This window comes from Actomonas aquatica (genome assembly GCF_019679435.2).
Classification (GTDB): domain Bacteria; phylum Verrucomicrobiota; class Verrucomicrobiia; order Opitutales; family Opitutaceae; genus Actomonas; species Actomonas aquatica.
Genome location: NZ_CP139781.1, coordinates 4,079,960 through 4,100,533 on the forward strand (window position 1 = coordinate 4,079,960; position 20,574 = coordinate 4,100,533).

Below are 20,574 nucleotides of genomic sequence, written 5' to 3' on the forward strand. Positions count from 1 at the left end.
GATTGCAACGTGCTCATGAATCTCGGCAATCTGACATGCGGGGCGGCTCTGTAAACGAATCTCCCGGTGTTGTTTGAGCGTTGGGATCCCGACTTGTTATTGACTTAGACACTAGGGTTAATCCCCTAGACCGCAAACCATGAACATTTCCTCAATCAAGAAGACGGCGGTCGCGTTGCTGATCGCTTCCCTCGCCAGCGTCGGCCTGCAGGCCGATGTGATCGCGACCAAGGATGGCGCGCGCCTCGTCGGCACCATCAAGAAGATCGATGGCGGCAAGGTCACGCTCGGCACGACCTATGCCGGCGACATCACGATCAACCAAAGCGAGGTGGAGTCCATCACCATGGACAACCCGCTGGTGGTTCGCCTCGAGGGCGGCACGACCATGGAGGGCACCGTGACGACGTCCGCCTCCGGTCAGGTTTCGATCGCGGGCAAGGATGGCACGATCAGCACCACGGTGGGCAAGATCGCCACCACCTGGGCGCCCGGTGGCACCGATCCGGCGGTGGCCGCACTCCAGCGCAAGTGGGCTTATGAGGCTGCCGTCGACATCACCGGCAAGGCCGGCAATCGCGAGCAGCTCGGCACCGCCGTGGCCCTGCGCGCCACGCTCTCCAACGCCAAGGACAAGCTCCAGTTTTACACCAGCTACAACCGCCAGGAGACCGACAACGTGAAGTCGGCCGACCAGTTCAAGGCCGGGGTGGACTACCAAAACAACTTCAAGGGTCACATGTCGTGGTATGTGCGTAACGAAGGCGGCTTCGACCGCATCAAGGACATCGAGCTCTACAACGTGTCCGCTGCCGGTATCGGTTACGACTTCATCAAGAAGCCGCACCAAACTCTCACCGGTCGCGCCGGTCTCTCGTTCCGCTATGAGGGTTACAAGAACCCGATCACCGAGGACGTGAAGAGCGCCGGTTTGGACTTCGGCCTCAACCACAGCTACGAGTTCGCGACCATGAAGATGACCAACGCGCTCACCTTCGTGCCGTCCTTCGACGATTTCGCCAACTACCGCGCCATCCACGACTCGTTCTTCGAAATGCCGATCACGGCCTCGAAGTGGAAGCTGCGCATCGGCCTCAACAACGATTACACCAGCGAGCCGGCTCCCGGGGTGAAGAGCATGGACACCACCTACTACACCCGTCTCGTCCTCAACTGGGACTGAGCCACCGCACGCGATTCCTCGGAATAACTTTCCCCTCGGCGGCCTCTGCTTCGGCATGAGGCCGCTTTTGTTTTTACTGCTCGGCGCGACACTCGCCACGGCCGCGGCCACCGCCGCGGAGCCGTCCCACACGTGGCGCAGCGGGCCGGACCCCGTGCCGCTCCTGGAACTTTTCACCAGCGAAGGCTGCTCCAGTTGTCCGCCCGCCGAGGCCTGGCTGGCCGGGCTGCGTCACGATCCCGGCCTGTGGCGCGACTTTGTGCCGCTGGCCTGGCATGTCACCTACTGGGATCGACTCGGCTGGCCCGACCGCTTCGCCAACCCGGCGTATACAAAACGTCAATACAGCTACGCCGCGGCCTGGGGCTCCGGCCGCGTCTACACGCCCGGCGTGGTGCGGGGAGGCACCGAATGGTCCTGGCGGAGTGGGCGGGCGCTGGGTGCGAGCGCCGCGGGAGCGCGCGGTGGTGAACTGATCGCGGAGCTGCGCGACGGCGCGTTGCGAGTGGCTTACGCGCCTCTCGGCGAGCCCGACGCCAAAGACCTCGAAGTGCACGTGGCACTGCTCGGTGGCGCGATCGTGAGTGACGTGCGCCGCGGCGAAAACCGCGGTCGCCGCCTGCAGCATGAGTTTGTGGTGTTGGCGTGGACGCGGGCCTCGCTGCGCGACGGGCGTGGCGAGATGACATTGCCCGAGGTGCCGACCGACCTGAAAGCCGGGCGCCGAGCGGTGGCGGTGTGGGTGAGTCGCCCCGGCGAACCGACGCCGTTGCAGGCAACGGGCGGTTGGTTGGAGTGAGCGCTCGTCAACGCCATTGCAGCGTCGCCGTGAAGGTCTCGCTGGTGGGCCGGTCGCTGGTGGTCGTGGTGAAGGTGAGGCCGGGGTGTAGGGCGGCGAGGGCATGCACGATCCGCAGACCGAGTTGCGGACTGTCGGCGGACCCGGTTGGCGCCGGGCTGGTGGATCGCACAGCGTTGCGGATTTCGCATCGCGGGTGGTCGGCGGTCTGGCCGATGTGAATGTGGATCGGACCGGCGCCGTGGCGCAGGGCGTTGGTGAGAAGGTTGTGCAGCATCTGTCGCAGGCGTCGTGGGTCGGCTTGGATGGCGGGCGCGGTCTCCTCCACGTTGAGCTCGATGTCGCGGTCCTGCTCGCGGGCCAGCAGTTCATAGACGTCGATCATTTCCCGCACGAGGACCGCGAGGTCGACCGGTTGCAGTTCGAGCGAGAGGCGGCCTTGTTCGGCGGTGGCGAGCAGCAAGCACTGATCGACGTAGTCGGAGAGACGGCGCATTTCGTCCTGCAGGGATTCGGCGAGGGCGGGTTCGATGCGGTCGGCGGCATCCTCGACCTGCAGGCGCAGGAGGGTGAGGGGCGTGCGCAGCTCGTGGGCAACCTGAGCGGAGAATTCGGTGAGCTGGCGAAAGCGGGTGTCGAGGCGATCGAGCAGCGCGTTGATGTTGCGCTCGATGTCGCGGAACTCGTCGTCGGCGTGCGGCACGTCGACCCTTTGGTCGAGCCGGCGGGGGCCGATGGCCTGCAGTTGTCGGTTGAGGAGCTGGACAGGGGCGAAGGCGCGTTTGGCGAGGTAGAAACCGAGTGCGAGGGTGAGCAGGATGACCGGCACCGCGTAGATCAGCGACAGGTGCAGGAGTTCGCCGGCGATATCGGCCACTTCGCCGTCGGAGTAGTTGCCGTGCAGGGTCCAGGTTTCGTGGCCGGGGAGTCCGCGTTCCCATTTTTCGACCCGCAGTTCATGCAGGAGGTGCAGGTAGGTGAGGCCCACAAAAACGGCCAACACCACAAGCAGGCTGAGGGTGAACCACAGGGTGATGCGCCAACGCAGGGATTTCACGGGAGGATGAGTCAGTCGGTGGCCGGCGGCGGACGCAGGGCGAAGCCGACGCCGCGCACGGTGTGGATGAGGGGCGGCAGGCCGTCGCGGTCGACCTTGGTGCGCAGGTAGTTGATGTAGACGTTTACGACGTTGGTGCCGGAGTCGAAGTGCTGGTCCCACACGTGTTCGATGATGGCGGTTTTGCTCACGGGTTTGGGGCTGGCGGTCATGAGCAACTCGAGCAGCGCGAACTCGCGGTTGGTGAGGCTGAGGGTCTGATCGCCGCGGCGCACGGTGTGGGCGATGAGGTCGAGCTCGAGGTCGGCCACGCGCATGCGGTCGTTGGCTTCGGGGCGCTGGCGTCGCAGCACGGCGCGCAGGCGCGCCAGCAGTTCGATCATCGAAAAGGGTTTGGCCAGGTAGTCGTCGGCGCCGGCGTCGAGGCCCGCCACCCGGTCCTCGAGGCCGTGGCGGGCGGTGAGCATGATGACGGGGAAGGTGAGCTGGCGGCGGCGCAGTTGCCGCACCACACTCACGCCGTCGAGGGCGGGCATCATGACGTCGCAGACCATCGCGTCGTAGGGATGAGTGGTGGCCAGCCACAGCGCCTCGGCGCCGTCGGCAGCGACGTCCACCGCGTAACCCGCCTCGGCCAATCCTTGTTGGAGATGGGAGGCGACTTTGGGTTCATCCTCGGCGACCAGCACGCGCATGGAAGGAGCTTAGGATCGAGGGACGGACAGGCGAGGCCGGAGCGTGCTCACGGTTTGCTTAATGGTCGTCATCATCGTCGTCGTCGTGATGTCGGCGACGGGACGACGCGTCGGCCGAACCCGCGGTCGGGTTGCCGTCGGTGGCGGTGGCCAGGCGTGGATGGATGCCGGCGCCTTGTTGGTAGACCAGCTTGCCACCGTAGTGTCCGGTGAAGCCGACGCCCACCGCGGCGGCGAGGGCGATGACGGCCGTGGTGATGCTGAGCCCGCGGGCGATGGTTGGCTTGCGGGTGAGAGCAACGGCCCCGAGGGCGACAAGTGCCGCGACGATAGCGGTGGCGTTGGTGCGTTCGGCCCATTCCTCGTGCTCGTGCAGGATGGCCTCGTTGGGCAACGCATCCTCGACGATCTCCTCTTCCTCGCCGCCGGATTGCACGGCGACGATGGAACCGAGGGCGCCGAGGCTGAGCAGGGCGGCGGCGATGAAGGGCAGGTGGGCCCGGCGAGTAAAGGCGGCGGCGATGGCCACCGGCGCACCAAGGAGCAGCAGGACGATGGGGAAATGCACCAGCGCGGGGTGCAGCGGATCGGGTATGATTTGAGCAAGCATGGCGAAGACGGATTTGATTTCGCCGCCATGCTAGCGGACCGCGGTTAAGAAACCGGGCCGGGTTACGTTAGAATTTCCTAATCCGCCGCGCCGTCTGTCTCAGCCTAGTGGATACGGCCAGCGCTGGGTGATGGCGTCGATTTTCGCGAGGACGTCGCTGCTCAGCGTGAGGTCGAGCGCGCCGAGGTTTTCTTCGAGCTGCTCCATCGTCGTGGCGCCGAAGATGGAAGAGGCCACGAAGTCGTGCTGGCGGCTCCAGGCGAGGCACATCGCGACCGGATTGAGGCCGGCCTCGCGGGCGAGCTCGTGCAGCGCGGTGACGGTGTTGAGGCTGCGCTCGTTGACGAAGCGGTTGCTCATCTTTTTCTGCCGTTCGCCGTCGCCTTTGAGGTATTCGGTGAAGCGGGCGGGTTCGGGCAGGGCGCCGTCGTTGTATTTGCCCGAGCACACGCCGCCGCCCAAAGGAGAGTAGGGCAGGCAGCTGATTTTCTCGCGGCGGCAGATCTCGGCCAGCGCGTCTTCGAAGCGGCGGTTGAGGATGGAGAAGTTGTTCTGGATCGTTTCGTAGCGGGCGAAGCCGTTGGCGGCCGCGACGGCCTCGGCCTTCATCGTGCCCCAGGCGCTTTCATTGCTGGATCCGACGATGCGCACCAGGCCCTCCTCCTTCAGTTCGGTGAGCGCTTCGAGGATTTCCTCGTAGCTGCCGTCAGGGTCGGGCCAGTGGGTTTGGTAGAGATCGATGTAGTCGGTCTGGAGGCGGCGCAGGCTACCCTCCACGGCGGTGCGGATGTGATGGCGATCGAGGGCGGCATTGCCGTGACGCACCGGCGGCACGAACCAGCCGTGGGCCGGGCCGACAACCTTGGTGGCGAGAATGATCGACGCGCGGGGTTTGGTCTGCAGCCAACGGCCGACGATTTCCTCGGTGCGGTGGACCCACTCGGCTTTGGGCGGCACGGGATAAATCTCGGCGGTGTCGTAAAAATTGATGCCGGCCTCGTAGGCGCGGTCGAGCAGGGCGAAAGCCTCCTCCTCGGTGTTGCGGGCACCAAAGGTCATCGTGCCGAAGCATAAGTCGGTGACAGTGAGATTGCTGCGTCCAAGGCGGCGTCGTTCCATGTGGCCCACCCAAGCCCGGGGCGGGCAAGAGTGCAAGAGGTGCGCAATTTTCGCCTTCAAGAGGGAGGGCGAGTGAGTCGATGGGGATCCCAAACCTTCCTAGTTCCATGGCACGTCCCAAAATCCAACCCACCGGCGAGGAGGTCACCTTTTCGCCCGACGAGGTCATCGTCTCCAAGACGGACCCGCGCGGGGTGATCACCTACGCCAACGCGGTTTTCCAGCGCGTCTCGGGCTACACCGAGGCCGAGTTGCTGGGCCAGCCGCACAATCTCATTCGCCACCCCGATATGCCGGCCTGCGTCTTCAAACTCCTTTGGGATGTCGTCCAGAGCGGCCAGGAGATCTTCGCCTACGTCAACAACCTGGCCAAGGACGGGCGCAACTACTGGGTCTTCGCCCACGTGACGCCGAGCTGTGACGCCTCCGGCCGCATCGTGGCTTACCATTCCAATCGCCGGGTGCCGCATCCGGATGCCCTCGCCAAGGTCAAACCGCTCTACCGCACCTTGCTCGAAGCCGAGCGCGCCGCCGGTGGTGGTGCTGCCGGCATGGCCGCCTCCTTGGCCCTCGTTGAAAAGACCCTCGCCGCCGCCGGCCAGAGCTACGGTGAGTTTGTCTTCAGTCTTTCCGCCGAAACCAGTCTCGCCGCTTCGTTATGAGTGACTCCGCTTCCATCCTCCGCGAACTCACCGCCATCTGCGAGCGCGCCGCCAACGGCGACCTCGAGGCGCGCGTTTCGCCCGCCCCCGAGTCGGCCGAATTTGCCGCGCTCGGCGGGGCCATCAATCACCTGCTCGACATCTGCGACGCTTACGTGCGCGAGTCGGCCGCCGCCCTGGAGCATTGCGCCCGCGGTGAGTTTCACCGGCCGATCCTGCTACGTGGCCTCCATGGCTCCTATCGCCAGGCTGCCGTCACGATTAACCGCGCCGCCCACAAGATGGCCGAAGACGCGGCTACCATTGAGCGTTTTGCCGCCGAACGTCGGGAGGTCGCCCAGCGCGTCACCCGCACGACCGAGTCGGTCAACCAGTCCGCCCACAGCCTGCGGGAAACGGCGACCTCGATTCAGGAGCACGTGCACCAGAGCCGTCGCCTCGCCGACGAGGTGGCGCAATCTTCCGATGCCGCCGCGCAGAACATCAACGCGGTCGCGGCCGGTTGCCAGGAGCTGAGCATTTGCACGACCGAGATCACGCGTCGCACCCAGGAATCCGCCCAATTCACCCGCTCTGCGGTCGATGAAGCGACGCGCGCCGGGACGGCCGTCAGCGAGCTCGGGGGCGCCGCCCGCGAGATTGGCTCGGTCGTCGACGTGATCAGCAAGATCGCGCGCCAAACCAACTTACTCGCGCTCAACGCCACCATCGAAGCCGCCCGCGCCGGCGAACACGGCCGCAGTTTTGCGGTGGTCGCTGGCGAAGTGAAATCACTCTCGCGCGAGACCGCCGAAGCGACCGGCAAGATCGCCGACCAGATCAAAGGCATGCAGGCCGCCACCGCCAACGTCGGCAAAGTCATCGGTGGCGTGGGTGAGTCCATCCAGCGCATCGATGCCAGCGCGTCCGCCATCTCGGCCTCGGTGTCCGAACAAGCGGCCGCCGTTGAAGAGATCGCCCAACGCATCGCCCAAGTTTCCGCGTCCACGACTGCGATTTCCCAACGGATGGCCGACGTCGCGACGTCCACCGAGAACCTCGATGGCGTCACCGGCGGGCTCAAATCCGCCGCCGATCAGCTCGCCGTGGATGCCGGTGCCCTGCAGCAGGAAACGCGGGGACTCAACGCCGGGGGCGACGCCTCAGATTCGTCGTCCCGTATGGCCGCTTAATTTCGCACTTATCAGGGAGTCGCGGCTCATCCTCCACCTTGGTGATTAGGAACTCGGAGGAACACGGAGGATGGCCGCGGCTCACCTGGTTTTTCGATCAGCGCCAGGGAGCCGCCTCCGCCGCGCGTGAATGCGCCGCGCTTTGTCCCGGACTTAGTCGTGCGCCGCGATGATGGCGCGCAGGACGCGTGAGGCGATTTGGGAGACGCCCAGCTCGTTGTCATCGATCGGGTTTTTGCCGTGCTGGCCACCCGCGAGGTCACTTAGACCGCGCACGATCAGGATGGGTTTCTGGTTGGCCCAGGCCACGTGGGCGAGGGCGGTGGATTCCATGTCGGTGCAGCGCGCCTGCCACACGCGGAAGATCCATTTGCGATACTCGGCGTTGTCCAAAAACACCGTGCCGGCCACGCCGTTGCCCCCCACCGAAACGTCGACCACGCGACCGCCCTTCTTCATCGGCGGCAGGTCGGGCAGGACTTTGCGGGCGACGTCGAGCAGCTCGGGATCACAGGGGAAAAAGGCCATCTCGCGCAGGCCTTCACCGTCGCCGCGGTCGGCCAGGATGGAATCCGGGAAGATCATGCCGAAGTTTTCGATCTTCGGTTTCAGGTAGTCGGGCACGAGGTATTCGCCGGGCTGGTCCGGGTCCTCGTTCAGGTAGGCCGCCTCATCGTGGTAGGCCCAGCGCTCGGGAATGACGACGTCGCCCACATTGAGCGACGGATCGGTGCCGCCCGCCACGCCGGCGAAGAGCACGTGGGTGATCGGAAAACGTTCGAAGGCCAGCTGCAGCCGATAGGCGGCGTTGACCGTGCTCACGCTGGTGCTGAAGACGACCACCTGTTTGCCGTCGACTTCACCGCGCCAGAAATCGACGCCCAGATGCTGGACGAGTTCCCAGCCGTTGGCCTCGTCGATCTCGAGCACCTCGTGCAACGCCTCCATCTCCGGGCGGTAGGCGCCCAACACGGCGTAGAGCCGCTCGGCGGCCGAGGCGGAAACCGCCAAAGCGAGGAAGGTGAGGGTGAAGGAAACGAGGGCCAGGCCGTTGCGAATCATGACGGTGGGGCAAGCAAGCGAAGTGCCGAACCCTGCGCAAGGTCATGTCGTTTGTGACCGGCCCCGAACGTGCTACACTTCGCCCCATGAAAGTTTCCATCATCGGCCCGGGCCGGGTCGGCGCGACGCTCGCCTACACCCTGGCCCTCAAAGGTCTCGCCTCCGAACTCGTGTTGGTGGGCCGCAACCGCGACCGCGCGGCCGGTGAAGCGCTCGATATCGAGCACGCCCAGCTCTTTTTGCGCGCGCCGCTGGAGGTGCGCGGCGGCGATATCGCCGATGTCGCGGGGTCGGCCGTGATCGCGGTGTGTGCCTCGGCGCCGACGCCGACTGATATGAGCGATCGCAACCAGCTCGCCGCCGCCAACGTGGAGCTCATGCGCGAACTCATTCCAGCCGCGGTGGCCGCTGCGCCGGACGCGAAACTGCTCATCGTGAGCAACCCGGTCGACGTCATCACCTGGCAGGTGCTGCAGCTCACCGGCCTGCCGCCGACTCAGGTGTTTGGCACGGGCACGCTCATCGACTCGGCGCGCTTTCGCGATGCCTTGTCCAACCAAGTGGGCATTCACCCGGCGGACATCCGCAGTTACGTGCTTGGTGAGCACGGTTCGTCGCAATTTGCCGCCATGAGCCTGGCGCAGTCGGGGGCGGAGCCTTTGGAAGATACGCCCGAGCGGCGCGAACTGTTCAAGCAGACGACCGACGCGGGCCTCCAGGTCTTCCGGCTCAAGGGCAACACCTGCTACGCCGTGGCTGCGGCCGCCGCCGAAGCGATCGAAGCCATCGTGCACGACACCTGCCACACCATGCCGCTGAGCATTCGCATCGACGGCCACTACGGCGTCGAGGGCGTGTGCCTGAGCCTGCCGGTTGTGGTGGGCGCGGGCGGCATCGAACGTATTCTCCTGCCGCCGCTCAATGCCGAGGAACGCGCCGCCTTCGCCACCAGCGCCCGGCGCGTGCGCGAAGTGATTGAGGCGGTGGGTGCGGCGAACGGGTAGGGGACTAGCTTCCGGCAATAGATAGCGCGTGTGTTCGGGAGGCGCGCCCTTGCCCTGCCCTTGGTGGATGATTGTGGTGGACCTCCTCCCCATCGTTCCCTCAACCCCTGTTCCCTCGAACCCCACGCATCCAATGGCTGTTCGTCGACGCTTCCCCCGTCTCGCCCTCGTCCTCTCGTTTGTCTGCACCGCGATCGCGGTCTCCAGTGTCGCTGCTGCTCCGCGCGAGCGCCTGTCGATCAATGACGGTTGGCGGTTCTACAAATATGCCTCTACGGCCGAGGCCGATGCCCTCATTTACGACGTGCGCCCCGACGACAGCGCCGCGCGCGACGATCGGCCGGCCGACGAGAAGCCGACCGAGGCCGTCGCCATCGAAGTCCATCAGCAGGTGCTCAAGCCTTGGATTCTTCCCAGCGGCAACGCCTTCATCAAAGACCCGGCGCAGCGCCATACCCGGCCAGAGGGCGACCCGGGTGCGGACTTCCCCTTTGTGCAGGACGACTTCGACGACAGCGCGTGGGAGGCGGTGACGTTGCCGCACGACTGGGCTATTGCCGGTCCGTTTTACGCTGGTGATCCCGCGCCTGTCGGTGGCGGCATGGGTCGCCTGCCCAGCCCGGGCGTGGCCTGGTATCGGCGCGATCTCGTCATCCCGGCCAGCGACGCCGGACGGACCATCACCCTCGAGATCGACGGTGCCATGTCCTACTCGATGGTGTGGCTCAACGGCCACCTCGTGGGCGGCTGGCCCTTCGGCTACACGACTTACCACCTCGACCTCACGCCCTACGTGAACTTTGGCGGCGCCAACCAGCTCGCCATCCGCCTCGACAACCCGCCCAACTCCTCCCGCTGGTATCCGGGCGGCGGCCTCTACCGCAACGTCTGGCTGACGAAAACCAACCCGGTCCAAGTCGCCCAATGGGGCACCTTCATCACCACCCGCGACGTGTCGGCCGAGGCCGCGACGATCGATTTGGAGCTGGTGGTGCAGAACAACGGTGATGCGGAGGAGACGGTGACGGCCGAGACCTCGATTGAGTTCCAGGGCGGCGTGGTGGCGCGGTTCCCGGATCGCGAGACCAAGGTCGGCGCCGGAGCGAAACAGCGCCTCGCCACGACCGTGGAACTGGAGAACCCGCGGCGTTGGGGACCGCCGCCGAACCAGGTCCCCCACCTCTACCGCGCCATCACCACGCTGCGCCGGGGCGGCCAAGTCGTCGACACCTACGAAACCCGCTTCGGCATTCGCACGCTCGAGTTCCACCCCACCAAGGGGCTCTTCGTGAATGGCGAGCACATCACCTTCCAGGGGGTGAACCAGCACCACGATCTCGGCGCGCTCGGTGCGGCCTTCAACGTGCGCGCGGCGGAGCGTCAGCTCGAGCTCCTGCGCGAGGCCGGCGTGAATGCCATCCGCCTGGCGCACAACCCGCCCGCCCCCGAGTTGCTCGAACTCACCGACCGCATGGGCTTTCTCGTCATCAACGAGAGCTTCGATGCCTGGGAGCGCAAAAAGCCGCCGCTCGATTTCCACCTCATCTTCCCCGACTGGAGTGAGCCGGACATGCGCGCGCTCGTGCGCCGCGACCGCAACAGCCCGTCGGTCATCATGTGGAGCACCGGCAATGAGGTGGGCGAGCAATACACCGGTGAAGCCGGCGCCGCCGTCGCGCAGCGTCTGCACGACATCACCAAGGACGAAGACCCCACGCGGCCCACGGCGGCATCGTTCAACTTTGCCAAGCCGCACATGCCGATCCTCCGCGTCATGGACGCCATCACGCTCAACTACCAGGGCGAGGGCATCCGCAACGCGCCGGCTTACGCGCACCTCAAAGGCATCAACACGCCGCCGCTGTATCCGGCATTCCATGACGCGTTTCCGGCCAAGATGATCATCAGCAGTGAGAACGCCGCCGCCGTTTCCAGTCGCGGCGAATACCTCTTCCCGGTCACGTCCGGCATCAGCGCACCGGTCGAGGACGGGCAGGGTGGAGACCCGGTGGCGATGCACGTGAGCGCTTACGAACTCTACACCGCGCCCTTCGGTTCCTCGGCCGACAAGGTGCTCGGTTCGCTGGCGCGCCATCCTTACGTGGCTGGCGGTTTTGTGTGGAGCGGTTGGGATTATCTCGGTGAACCGACGCCTTACTACGGCGCGCGCAGTTCGTATTTCGGCATCATCGACCTCGCCGGTTTTCCGAAGGATCGTTTCTACCTCTATCAGGCCGCGTGGCGCCCGCACTACCCGATGGTGCACGTGCTGCCGCATTGGAACTGGCCCGATCGCGTGGGTCAGATCACGCCGGTGCATGTCTTCACGACGGGCGACGAAGCCGAACTGTTTCTCAACGGCGAATCCCTCGGCCGCAAAACCAAGGGCGAGTTCGAGTATCGGTTGCGCTGGGACGATGTCGTTTATGAGCCGGGCGAGATCAAAGTCGTCGCCTACAAACACGGCACCAAGTGGGCGGAGCAAACGGTGAAGACCACCGGCCCGGCGGCGGCGCTGAGCGCAGAGCCCGATCGCGCGACGATCGCGGCCGACGGCCAGGACCTGAGCTTCGTGACGGTGCGGGTGCTCGACGCCGACGGTGAATTCATCCGCAATGCGAAACCGGAGTTACGGTTTTCGATCAGCGGCCCGGGTGAAATTGTGGCGACCGACAACGGCGACCCGACCGACCTGACCGCGTTTCCGTCGCTGCAGCGCAGGGCGTTCAACGGCCTCGCGTTGGCGATCGTGCGTGGCCAGCCCGGCGAGCCGGGTGAGATCACGGTGACGGTCGAAGGGGACGGGCTGACGGCGGGTCGTGCGGTGATCGCGACGCAGGAGTAGGCGCACGCATTTTCGAGCAGGTGCCGACGCGGCCCGGAGGTCCGCGTCCACCCTCGGAGGGGCAAGGGAGCGCGAGCAAGCTCGCAGCCTACAGTGTGGGTGCGAGAGCTCAACGTAGGCTGCGAGCTTGCTCGCGCTCCCTTGCCTCACGGCGCCGGGTTCGTCCGAAGTGCGCAGCGATTCCGGTTCGCGGGGAGAAAGAGAAAGATAAAGAGGAACGAGAAAGAGCGGGGAGATGCCTTCGTGTAGGCTACACCCGGTAACATGCCGCCCAGCCGAAGCGCGGGGGCGGGGCGCTGAGCAACGCGTTGGCGATGGGGTGATCGACGAAGCGGCGTTGTTGGCGGTCGAACTTCAAGGTGCCGCCGAGTCGCTGGGCGATGCAGCCGAGAATGAACACCTGCGACAGCGGACCCGAGACACTGAAGGGCGAGCGCGCCTGCTCTTGCCCCAGGCAGGCGAGGGCGAAGTTGGCGAAGTGGTCGCTGTTCTTCTGCGGGAAGCGCGGCAGGCGCGGGGCCATCTCGCGCATCTTCTCCGCGGGAATGATGCGCAGGGTCGCGCTGTGTGTGCCGCCGCGAAAGACGGTGCCGTCGGCGGAGTAGAGGTATTTGCCGTTGCGGGCGCGTTCGGCGCCGACGGTTTCCTCGGGCGGCAGCGCGGGTTGGTTGTCCACGCCGTCATACCAGAACACGTCGCAGGCGGGGTGGCCGCGACGCTGCGGAAAGCCAAAGCGGATCGTGCTCGCCTGCGGGAAGATGTAGTCGTTGGGGCCGTCGCGTTTCACGGCCTCGATGGTGTCGGGCAGACCGAGGTCGAGGAAGCGGTGCGCCGTATCCAAAATGTGGGGAGCCCAGTCGCCGAAGGCGCCGTCGCCGTATTCAAACCAGCTGCGCCAATTGCCGGGGTGGAGCCGTTCGCTGAAGTCGTGCATGGGGCGGCCGACGTGCCACAGGTCCCAGTCGATCGTGTCGGGGGTCGGGCGGCCGTGATCGAAGCCGTCCACCGTCCAACCGTGCCAGCGACGGGGCGAGTTCATGAAGGCATCGATGCGGGTGATGTCCTTGATGATGCCCGCTTCGCTCCAGGCTTTGAACTGGAAGTAGTTGGGCCCGGAGTGGCCTTGGTTGCCCATCTGGGTGACCACGCCGGTGCGTTGCGCTTGCTCGATGAGCAGGTCGACCTCGTCGAAGGATTGAGCGAGGGGCTTTTCGACAAAAACGTGTTTGCCGGCGGCCATGGCCAGCATGGCGATGGGGCAGTGGGAAAAGTCGGGCGTGGCGATGACGACGGCGTCGATGTTGCGCTCCTGCTCGGCCAGCATCTCGCGGAAGTCGGCGTAGTAGGGAATGTCGCCGAGCATCTGGCGGGGCTCGACGCAGTGCGCGCCGCCGAGGTCGACATCGGCCGCGGTTACGAAGGTGGTGAGGCCGGTGTCGTTGAAGGCTTGGATGAGGGCCTGGCCGCGGTTGCCGATGCCGACGAGGGCGAGCCGCACGCGGTCGCTGGTGGCGTTGGCGGAGGTGGCTGCAGCCTTGGTGGCGTTCGTGGTGCCGGAGCCGCTGCGCGTTTGGCAGCCGGCCCAAAGTAAAGAGGAAGCAAGGGCGCCGGAGCGCAGGAAGTCGCGACGGGTAGGACGGGGCATTCGGTCTTGCTAGCGGGTTTGCGGGCGGCGGCCAAGCCGATGCCGCCGCCGCTGGTGCGAAAGGTTAAGCTTACCCTTTCGCGGTCTCCCCGACCAGCTGCGGGCGGGCGAGCAGGTAGGCGGCGATGTGGTTGCCTTGGTTGAACTCACCGCTGGCGATCGCGGCGTCGACTTCGGCCACGGTGTGGGCGTGGATTTCGATCTCCTCGTTGCCGTCGAGTTGTTGGTCGGAGATGCGGCGCACGCCGCGGGCGAGGAAGGCGTGGAAGAGGTTGTTCTGGCGGGCGGGGTTGGGGAAGAAGCGGTGGACGAGGCTCCAGTCGGAACCCTCCGCGCCGCACTCTTCCAACAACTCGCGACGGGCGCCCTGCTCGGGTGTTTCGCCGGCGTCGAGCATGCCGCCCGGAAGCTCGAGGGAGAAGGTGTTGCCGCCGTGGCGCCACTGGCGCACCAGCAGCAGACGACCGTCTTCGAGCACCGGCAGCACATGCACGAAGTCTGACATCTCCAGCACGTAGAACGGCTCGATCACGAGGCCGTCGTGGCGGCGACAGGAATCGGCGCGCAGGTGAATCCAACGATCCTGATGAATGATGCGGGAGCTAAGGGTTTCCCAAGGGTGCAACATGGGGCGGATCGCAACGCATGACCGCAGTCGCGTCGAGTCCGCGACGGGGAATCTTTCTCTTTCGTCTTTATCGTTCTCTTTCTCCCCACCGGGCGGAATCCACCTGTCTCACGCGGACAAAGGTAGAGAGAAAGAGAAGGACGAAAGAGGCCGTGAGGGGTTTGGTGGTTGGGGCGATTATGGCAACCAGTGCCGCGCGATCACTTCGCGCATGTGCGGGTCGCTTTTGAGGAAGGTCTCGCCGCGGGAGTCGCCGGGAAACCATTTCCACAGAAAGGCGCCGAGCAGGTCGTCATCGGGTTGTTCGATGGCGGTGAGAGCGCGGTCGAGGCAGAGCGCCTGCAGGGAGGCGCCGCCGGCGCGGCGGTCGCCGTCTCGCCAGGGTTCGCGGGCGACGTTGAGGCCGGTGTCGTAGCCGAGCTCCATGAGCACGACCCGGAGACCTTGGCGGCGACCGTAGTCGAGCAGGTCTTCGCGGATGCGGCTCCACGCGCGATCGAGTTCACTGGGGGTCGGGTAACGGTCGTGGTCGACCAAGGGGAAGTAGGCCGAGACCGAGATACAATCGAGAGCGTCCCAGAAGGGCACGCGTTGGTAGTCGGGCCAGTTGGCGGCGTAGGAGAGCGCGGCATCGGTTTCGGCGCGCACGGCGGCGATGATGCGGCGCCATTCGCGTTCGTGACCCGGGATGGTTTGGTCGAGTTCGCTGCCGACCACAAAGCCGTCGGCGTCGCGGCAGAGGCGGGCGAGGCGGGTGATCCAGGCTTCGTAGTCGCGGAAGAAACGTTCCCATGCGGCGTCGTCTTCGAAACGAATGTCGCCGCGCCAACTCCAGCCGGCGCGCCACGGGGCGAGGTGCGGCGTGATGCAGATTTTCAGGCCGAGGCGTTGGGCTTCGGCGATGGGGCGAGCAAGCCAGACCGGCGCTTCGTCGGGATCCTCGGGCAGGCGTCCAAACGAGATGGAGCCGTCGCGCTGAATGCCGCCGTAGGGATGGATCTGCACCCAGTTGCCGCCGAGGGCTTTGATTTCCTGCATGGCTTCAACCATCTCGTCGGTGCCCCACTCGCGGCCCCAAGTCTGGCAGGAGATGACGACGCCGCGGATGGTATCATCGGGATTTGGTGGCGCCGACTCCGGCGGCTGGGCCATGACCATTGCACCGTCGAATGCGCCGCACATGCCGAGCAGGCAGAGGAGTGGCAGCAGGCGGACGGTCATAACAAAATGGCGGGTTGTTCTACGCCTCGTCTTTCTTGGCGGGGAAGAGCAGGGAGGCGCCGACGGCGAGGGCCAGCACGCCGCCGATCACCCCGAGCGAGATGCCGACCGAGATGTGATAAAAGGCGGAGACCAACATCTTGACGCCGATGAAACTCAGGATGACCGCGAGGCCGACGTTGAGAAAGCGGAACATGCCCATGACGCCATTGAGCGCGAAGTAGATGGCGCGCAGGCCGAGGATGGCGAAGATGTTGGACGTAAAAACGATGAACGGCACGTCGGTGATCGCCAGCACCGCCGGGATCGAATCGAGGGCGAAGGCGACGTCGGTGGTCTCGATCACCAGCAGCACCACAAAGAGCGGGGTGGCCATACGAATGCCCTGCTCGGTGGTGAAGAAGTGTCTGCCGTGATAGTGGTTGGAGACGGGGTAAACCTTGCGCAGCAGGCGCACGGCAAAGTTCTGCTCGGGGTCAAACTCGTCATCCTGCGGCAGGGCGAGCTTGATGCCGGTGTAGACCAGAAACGCGCCGAAGACGTAGATCAGCCAGTGAAAGCGGGCGAGCAGGCTCACCCCGGCCACGATGAAGACGAAGCGCAGGACCGCGGCGCCCACGATGCCCCAGAACAGCACCCGATGCTGATACTCCGCCGGCACCTTGAAGTAGGTGAAGATGACGATGAACACGAAGACGTTGTCCACGCTCAGCGCGATCTCCACCACGTAGCCCGTGAGCCACTCCATGCCGTGTTTGGGGCCGAGCCATGTCCACACGACGACGCAGAACACCATCGCCAGGCTGAACCACACGCCGCACCAGGTGAGAGCTTCGCGCAGGTGAATCGTGTGCGACTTGCGGTGAAACACGCCCAGATCGAGGGCGAGCATCGCGATGATGAAGATGAGAAAGGCGCCCCAGGCCCAAAGTGGCAGTGTCTCCATGGCAGGCGCGGAGGATGCGTGGCGGGGAACACGCGGCGCAAGCAGTGAGTCGGACGGAAAATCCGACACCGCCCGTCACTTGACCCCCGGCCCCGACGTCTTTGTGTTGTGCCTCTCCCCGCCATGCCGATTTCCCGTTTCCTGCTCCCGGTCCTTGCCGCCACCCTCACGCTGTCCGCCAGCGCGCAGGGGCTGCGCAATCCTTTTGGGCGCAAGGCCGAGGCGACGGTCGCCGCCCCCGAGCAGGCGGCGCCGGTGCAGGATGCGCAGTTGCAGTTTGTCGGCACCTTCGGCTGGGGCGACAGCAAGCAGTTCCTCATCTACAACGTGTCCAAGAACCGTTCGTTCTGGGTTGGGCTGGAGGAAGAGGGGCCGGACGGCGAGGTCGTGCAGGCTTACGACGCCGAGTCCGGCGCGGTGCAGGTCATCTTCAACGGCCAGCCGCTGAACCTCGCCCTCCAGGTCGCCACCATCGCGGGCGGCGGGGCGCGTCCGCCCGGTCCGGTGCCGACCGCGGCGCAGTCCAGTAATGCTTTGGTCAATACAGTGAAGGTCAATCCGACCCCGGCCGACGAACGTCGTCGCCTGGAAGCGGTCGCGGCCGAAGTCCGCCGCCGTCGCGCGCTGCGCCAGCAATCAAAGACGAATCAGAATCCCGGCTCGAACAATCGCTGAGGTCGGTCGGATCGGCTGGCGGGGTCGATTGTAACTAAATCGTGAATACGGCGAAAAGGCGGTCGCCGGGCCGCGCCCTCAGTCGTGGAAGGGCCGATTTGGCAAGCGGATTTACCTCTGAAAATAGCCCGTTTTACCTCTTAAAAACGTATTGCTTTACCCGGGGCGCAGTCTACACCCGGAGTCCGCTATGGCTAAACGCAAACCCAACGCTGCATTCATGAAACCGGTAACCCCCGACGAGGCCCTCGCTGCCGTAGTTGGGTCGAAGCCGCTCCCCCGGACCGAGCTCACCAAGAAGCTCTGGGTCTACATCAAGAAGAACAACCTGCAGGATCCCAAGGTGAAGACCAAGATCAACGCAGACGACAAGTTGAAGAAGGTCTTCGACGGCAAGAAGTCCGTCAGCATGTTCGAGATGACCAAGCTGGTCTCCGGTCACGTGACCAAATAAGCTTTCTTACCCTTTCTCTCTTTCTTGTTTTCAACGCCTCGGCTTCGTGCCGGGGCGTTTTTTTTGCGATGAAGGGGCGGAGCGAGACCGAAAGATGCCGGGCGTAAAGCCCGACCCACAAGGAGTTTAATCCGTATGCGGTGGGTCGGGCTTCACGCCCGACACCTTTCGCGGCCTAGCCGTCCAACGCCGCGGTGATCTGCTTGCAGGCGGTGCGCAGGACGTCGAAGCGGGCGTAGCGTTTGTTGTTGGCGGGCACCAGATTCCAAGGGGCGTAGGCGGTGTCGGTCAGAGCGAGCATGTCGCCGACCGCAGTTTCGTAGGCCGCCCACTGCGCGCGGTTGCGCCAGTCCTCGTCGTTGATCTTGTGCTGCTTGTAGGGGGTGTTTTGCCGGGACTCGAAGCGGAGCAACTGCTCCTCCTTGGAGACCTGCAGCCAGAATTTCACCACGATCGATCCGTGGTGCACCAGTTGCTCCTCGAAGTCGTTGATCTCGCCAAAAGCCCGTTTCCATTCGTGTGGGTGGCAGAAACCTTCGATGCGTTCGACCAGCACCCGGCCATACCAGGAACGGTCAAAAATGGCGGTGAACCCGTCGCGCGGGATGTGCTGCCAGAAACGCCAAAGGTAGTGGTGGGCCTTCTCTTCGGCGGTCGGTTTGGCCACCGGAATGACTCGATAATCGCGGGCGTCGATGGCGCTGGTGAGGCGGCGAATGGCGCCACCTTTGCCGGCGGCGTCCTGTCCCTCGAAAACAAAGACGACGGAGCGTTTGGCCTGTTTGGCGCGGCGGATCGCCTTGTTGAGGCGACCGAGCCACTTCTCGCGCTTCTCCTCGTATTGCTTCGAGCTGAGCTTGTGGTCGAGCGGCAGGGCGAGCAGGCGCTCGCGGCCATCAGGGCGCAGCGCCACGATGCGTTTCGGTTTGTTGGGCGCCTTCTCGGGACTCTTGGCGAGCTGGCTGGTGTGCTCGCGAAAACGGCGCAGCAGGGTCAGGCCGAAACTTAAGTTGCGGAAGCGGGCGTCGGAGGCGTCGATGCGGTCCCAGTGTGCGCCCGGTCGGTCGGTCTCGCCGAGAATGTGTTCGGCGGTGCGGGCGAGGCGGTCGTAAATGCGATGGCCGCGCTGCTGCTCTTCGGTCACGCGCCAGGCGGTGTCTTCGTTGGCCAGCAGCTCCTTCAGGCGTTTGCCCTGCTGGGCCTTGGTGAGGTGGAACCAGACCTTGATGACGAGGGTGCCGTTTTCGGCCAGCAGGCGTTCGAAGTGACGGATGCGGCGCAGTTCGTGATCGAGATCGGCGAGGGCCTTTTTGGAGCGCGCCTCTTCGCGCAGGGTTTCGGTATACCAGGAACCGACAAAAATACCGACGCGGCCACGGGTGGGCAGGTCGCGCCAGAAGCGCCACATAAAGGGGCGTTCGCGCTCCTCGTCGGACGGATCGGACACCGCGATGGTTTCGACGCCGCGCGGGTCGAGCCAACCCATGAGCGTGTTGATCGCGTCGCCGCGGCCGGCGGCGTCAACGCCAGCGGGAATGAGCACCACTTTAAACGGCGCGTTCTGCAGCTCGACCTGCAGCTGCACGAGGTCGGCCCGCAGCTGGGCGACCTGTTCGTCGTAGTCTTTTTTGGAGAGCTTGGCTTTGTCGCCGTTGCCTTTCGCCATGGCCGCGGAGCTTGGCCGAACCGGTCGCGGGCTGTCGAGCCTCGGGACGCCATCGAGCGGCGGGGTGGAGTCTTGCGTCGAGCCGTGGGGAACGAGCAACGTGGCGGGCTTCCTCTATCGCGATGCCTGTCCCTGATCCTGCCCTGCGCCGCCGTGCGGTGTTTATGCTGCTGCTCACGTCCCTGTATTGGGGCATGAGTTTTCCACTCATGAAGGCGATCGGTCAACTGGTCGAGGTGGAGGCCCCGGGCGCGAGTTCGTGGTTTTATGGGGCGATGATGATCATGCCGCGCTTCCTGCTGGCGGCGATGGTGGTGGCGGTGGTGATCGGGCCCGGGCTGCGTTCAATCACGAGGGCGGAGTGGCATCAGGGGGCGTTGTTGGGTGGTTTTTCAGCGGGTGGCATGTTGCTGCAGGCGGATGCACTGCAGTTTACCGAGGCGTCGACGGTGGCGTTTCTCACCCAGTTTTATGCCATCCTTATTCCGCTGTATGTGGCGGTGCGCACGCGGGAAAATCCGGGCGCGAGGGTCTGGCTTTGCGCCGTGTTGGTGCTGGTCGGCGTGGGCGTCTTGGGGCGTTTCGATTGGCGGGCGCTGCGCCTGGGCCGCGGGGAGGCCGAGGTGTTGCTGAGCTCGATCTTTTTTGGCGTGCAGATCTTCACGCTCGGGCGCAGCGAGTTTGCGCACAATCGACCGCTGCCGATCAGCTTTGTGATGTTTGCGGTGCAGGCGGTGGTGTTTGGTGCGGTGGTGCTGGTGTCGGCACCGGACGTCGCGGCGATCGTGGCCCCGTTGCGCTCGGTGCCGTGGTGGGGTCTCACGCTGGCGCTCACCGCGTTCTGCACGCTGGGCTCTTTCCTGATCATGAACAAATGGCAGCCACACATCAGCGCGACGGAGGCGGGCTTGCTGTATTGTGGCGAGCCGGTCTTCGGCTCGTTCATGACGCTGTTTTTGCCCGGCCTGATTTCGGCGTGGGCGGGGTTAAACTATGCCAATGAATCGCTCACCGGACACCTGCTGGTGGGCGGCGGTCTGATCCTCATCGCCAACGTGCTGCTGCAGCTGCGGCGAAGCGCCGCCTAGCGCCGCCCAGCGGCGCATCTTTAGTCTTTATCTTTATCTTTCT

The 20,574-nt window shown here is 65.1% G+C and carries 19 protein-coding genes; 9 read left to right on the forward strand and 10 right to left on the reverse strand.

The window, feature by feature from the left end; genetic code table 11:
- The first annotated feature begins 139 nt into the window (after positions 1-139).
- Positions 140-1,183, forward strand: a complete 1,044-nt coding sequence (locus K1X11_RS15495; protein WP_221031147.1) for a DUF481 domain-containing protein — start codon at positions 140-142, stop codon at positions 1,181-1,183.
- Positions 1,184-1,250: 67 nt separating this feature from the next.
- Positions 1,251-1,982, forward strand: coding sequence for a DUF1223 domain-containing protein (locus K1X11_RS15500; protein ID WP_324726006.1), 732 nt, complete (start codon positions 1,251-1,253; stop codon positions 1,980-1,982).
- A gap of 7 nt (positions 1,983-1,989) precedes the next feature.
- Here the strand turns inward: K1X11_RS15500 and K1X11_RS15505 are convergent, their stop codons facing one another.
- From K1X11_RS15505 to K1X11_RS15520, 4 genes are all read right to left on the reverse strand, one after another.
- A complete protein-coding gene (locus K1X11_RS15505; protein ID WP_221031149.1) occupies positions 1,990-3,039 on the reverse strand; it encodes a histidine kinase dimerization/phospho-acceptor domain-containing protein in 1,050 nt (349 codons plus the stop codon).
- Positions 3,040-3,050: 11 nt separating this feature from the next.
- Positions 3,051-3,734 (reverse strand): response regulator, encoded by a 684-nt coding sequence (locus K1X11_RS15510; protein WP_221031150.1) that lies wholly within the window; start codon positions 3,732-3,734, stop codon positions 3,051-3,053.
- 58 nt (positions 3,735-3,792) lie between these two features.
- Positions 3,793-4,344, reverse strand: a complete 552-nt coding sequence (locus K1X11_RS15515; RefSeq protein ID WP_221031151.1) for a DUF2231 domain-containing protein — start codon at positions 4,342-4,344, stop codon at positions 3,793-3,795.
- 99 nt (positions 4,345-4,443) lie between these two features.
- A complete protein-coding gene (locus K1X11_RS15520) occupies positions 4,444-5,463 on the reverse strand; it encodes an aldo/keto reductase (protein ID WP_221031152.1) in 1,020 nt (339 codons plus the stop codon).
- A 107-nt stretch (positions 5,464-5,570) separates the two neighbouring features.
- Between K1X11_RS15520 and K1X11_RS15525 the strand changes: the two genes are divergently transcribed.
- Both K1X11_RS15525 and K1X11_RS15530 read left to right on the forward strand, forming a co-directional pair.
- Positions 5,571-6,125: a PAS domain-containing protein gene (locus tag K1X11_RS15525; RefSeq protein ID WP_221031153.1), complete on the forward strand. Its 555-nt coding sequence runs from the start codon at positions 5,571-5,573 to the stop codon at positions 6,123-6,125.
- Positions 6,122-7,297 (forward strand): methyl-accepting chemotaxis protein, encoded by a 1,176-nt coding sequence (locus K1X11_RS15530; protein ID WP_221031154.1) that lies wholly within the window; start codon positions 6,122-6,124, stop codon positions 7,295-7,297. The genes K1X11_RS15525 and K1X11_RS15530 overlap by 4 nt, the downstream gene beginning before the upstream one ends.
- Before the next feature lie 153 nt (positions 7,298-7,450).
- On the opposite strand, the gene K1X11_RS15535 is transcribed toward K1X11_RS15530, so the two are convergent.
- Positions 7,451-8,359, reverse strand: a complete 909-nt coding sequence (locus K1X11_RS15535) for a 5'-methylthioadenosine/S-adenosylhomocysteine nucleosidase (protein WP_221031155.1) — start codon at positions 8,357-8,359, stop codon at positions 7,451-7,453.
- 86 nt (positions 8,360-8,445) lie between these two features.
- On the opposite strand from K1X11_RS15535, the gene K1X11_RS15540 reads away from it, so the two are divergent.
- Both K1X11_RS15540 and galB read left to right on the forward strand, forming a co-directional pair.
- Positions 8,446-9,363 carry a malate dehydrogenase gene (locus K1X11_RS15540; protein ID WP_221031156.1) on the forward strand — a complete coding sequence of 306 codons (918 nt, stop codon included), beginning with the start codon at positions 8,446-8,448 and terminating at the stop codon, positions 9,361-9,363.
- 133 nt (positions 9,364-9,496) lie between these two features.
- Entirely contained in the window at positions 9,497-12,208 is a 2,712-nt protein-coding gene (gene galB, locus K1X11_RS15545; RefSeq protein WP_221031157.1) for a beta-galactosidase GalB, read from the forward strand.
- A gap of 250 nt (positions 12,209-12,458) precedes the next feature.
- Here the strand turns inward: galB and K1X11_RS15550 are convergent, their stop codons facing one another.
- From K1X11_RS15550 to K1X11_RS15565, 4 genes are all read right to left on the reverse strand, one after another.
- Positions 12,459-13,853 carry a Gfo/Idh/MocA family oxidoreductase gene (locus K1X11_RS15550; RefSeq protein WP_221031158.1) on the reverse strand — a complete coding sequence of 465 codons (1,395 nt, stop codon included), beginning with the start codon at positions 13,851-13,853 and terminating at the stop codon, positions 12,459-12,461.
- A 70-nt stretch (positions 13,854-13,923) separates the two neighbouring features.
- Positions 13,924-14,481 carry an NUDIX hydrolase gene (locus K1X11_RS15555; protein ID WP_221031159.1) on the reverse strand — a complete coding sequence of 186 codons (558 nt, stop codon included), beginning with the start codon at positions 14,479-14,481 and terminating at the stop codon, positions 13,924-13,926.
- Positions 14,482-14,658: 177 nt separating this feature from the next.
- On the reverse strand, positions 14,659-15,702 hold the full coding sequence (locus tag K1X11_RS15560; RefSeq protein ID WP_221031160.1) for a glycoside hydrolase family 113: 1,044 nt from the start codon (positions 15,700-15,702) through the stop codon (positions 14,659-14,661).
- 19 nt (positions 15,703-15,721) lie between these two features.
- On the reverse strand, positions 15,722-16,648 hold the full coding sequence (locus K1X11_RS15565; RefSeq protein WP_221031161.1) for a TerC family protein: 927 nt from the start codon (positions 16,646-16,648) through the stop codon (positions 15,722-15,724).
- A 123-nt stretch (positions 16,649-16,771) separates the two neighbouring features.
- Between K1X11_RS15565 and K1X11_RS15570 the strand changes: the two genes are divergently transcribed.
- The gene (locus K1X11_RS15570; RefSeq protein ID WP_221031162.1) at positions 16,772-17,323 is read left to right on the forward strand and encodes a hypothetical protein; all 552 of its coding nucleotides are present in this window, start codon (positions 16,772-16,774) and stop codon (positions 17,321-17,323) included.
- Positions 17,324-17,543: 220 nt separating this feature from the next.
- Positions 17,544-17,777, forward strand: coding sequence for an SWIB/MDM2 domain-containing protein (locus tag K1X11_RS15575; RefSeq protein ID WP_221031163.1), 234 nt, complete (start codon positions 17,544-17,546; stop codon positions 17,775-17,777).
- 175 nt (positions 17,778-17,952) lie between these two features.
- On the opposite strand, the gene pap is transcribed toward K1X11_RS15575, so the two are convergent.
- A complete protein-coding gene (gene pap, locus K1X11_RS15580; protein WP_221031164.1) occupies positions 17,953-19,443 on the reverse strand; it encodes a polyphosphate:AMP phosphotransferase in 1,491 nt (496 codons plus the stop codon).
- A gap of 122 nt (positions 19,444-19,565) precedes the next feature.
- On the opposite strand from pap, the gene K1X11_RS15585 reads away from it, so the two are divergent.
- Positions 19,566-20,531: a DMT family transporter gene (locus K1X11_RS15585; RefSeq protein WP_221031165.1), complete on the forward strand. Its 966-nt coding sequence runs from the start codon at positions 19,566-19,568 to the stop codon at positions 20,529-20,531.
- The last annotated feature ends 43 nt before the right edge of the window (positions 20,532-20,574 follow it).

What these genes read in the sequence shown, in the direction of transcription:
- K1X11_RS15510 (WP_221031150.1), bottom strand. Translation starts at nt 3,734, where the DNA reads ATGCGCGTGCTGGTCGCCGAGGATGAACCCAAAGTCGCCTCCCATCTC.
- K1X11_RS15560 (WP_221031160.1), bottom strand. Translation starts at nt 15,702, where the DNA reads ATGACCGTCCGCCTGCTGCCACTCCTCTGCCTGCTCGGCATGTGCGGC.
- galB (WP_221031157.1), top strand. Translation starts at nt 9,497, where the DNA reads ATGGCTGTTCGTCGACGCTTCCCCCGTCTCGCCCTCGTCCTCTCGTTT.
- K1X11_RS15555 (WP_221031159.1), bottom strand. Translation starts at nt 14,481, where the DNA reads ATGTTGCACCCTTGGGAAACCCTTAGCTCCCGCATCATTCATCAGGAT.
- K1X11_RS15520 (WP_221031152.1), bottom strand. Translation starts at nt 5,463, where the DNA reads ATGGAACGACGCCGCCTTGGACGCAGCAATCTCACTGTCACCGACTTA.
- K1X11_RS15565 (WP_221031161.1), bottom strand. Translation starts at nt 16,648, where the DNA reads ATGGAGACACTGCCACTTTGGGCCTGGGGCGCCTTTCTCATCTTCATC.
- K1X11_RS15550 (WP_221031158.1), bottom strand. Translation starts at nt 13,853, where the DNA reads ATGCCCCGTCCTACCCGTCGCGACTTCCTGCGCTCCGGCGCCCTTGCT.
- K1X11_RS15540 (WP_221031156.1), top strand. Translation starts at nt 8,446, where the DNA reads ATGAAAGTTTCCATCATCGGCCCGGGCCGGGTCGGCGCGACGCTCGCC.
- K1X11_RS15515 (WP_221031151.1), bottom strand. Translation starts at nt 4,344, where the DNA reads ATGCTTGCTCAAATCATACCCGATCCGCTGCACCCCGCGCTGGTGCAT.
- K1X11_RS15575 (WP_221031163.1), top strand. Translation starts at nt 17,544, where the DNA reads ATGAAACCGGTAACCCCCGACGAGGCCCTCGCTGCCGTAGTTGGGTCG.
- K1X11_RS15530 (WP_221031154.1), top strand. Translation starts at nt 6,122, where the DNA reads ATGAGTGACTCCGCTTCCATCCTCCGCGAACTCACCGCCATCTGCGAG.
- pap (WP_221031164.1), bottom strand. Translation starts at nt 19,443, where the DNA reads ATGGCGAAAGGCAACGGCGACAAAGCCAAGCTCTCCAAAAAAGACTAC.
- K1X11_RS15570 (WP_221031162.1), top strand. Translation starts at nt 16,772, where the DNA reads ATGCCGATTTCCCGTTTCCTGCTCCCGGTCCTTGCCGCCACCCTCACG.
- K1X11_RS15585 (WP_221031165.1), top strand. Translation starts at nt 19,566, where the DNA reads ATGCCTGTCCCTGATCCTGCCCTGCGCCGCCGTGCGGTGTTTATGCTG.
- K1X11_RS15535 (WP_221031155.1), bottom strand. Translation starts at nt 8,359, where the DNA reads ATGATTCGCAACGGCCTGGCCCTCGTTTCCTTCACCCTCACCTTCCTC.
- K1X11_RS15525 (WP_221031153.1), top strand. Translation starts at nt 5,571, where the DNA reads ATGGCACGTCCCAAAATCCAACCCACCGGCGAGGAGGTCACCTTTTCG.
- K1X11_RS15495 (WP_221031147.1), top strand. Translation starts at nt 140, where the DNA reads ATGAACATTTCCTCAATCAAGAAGACGGCGGTCGCGTTGCTGATCGCT.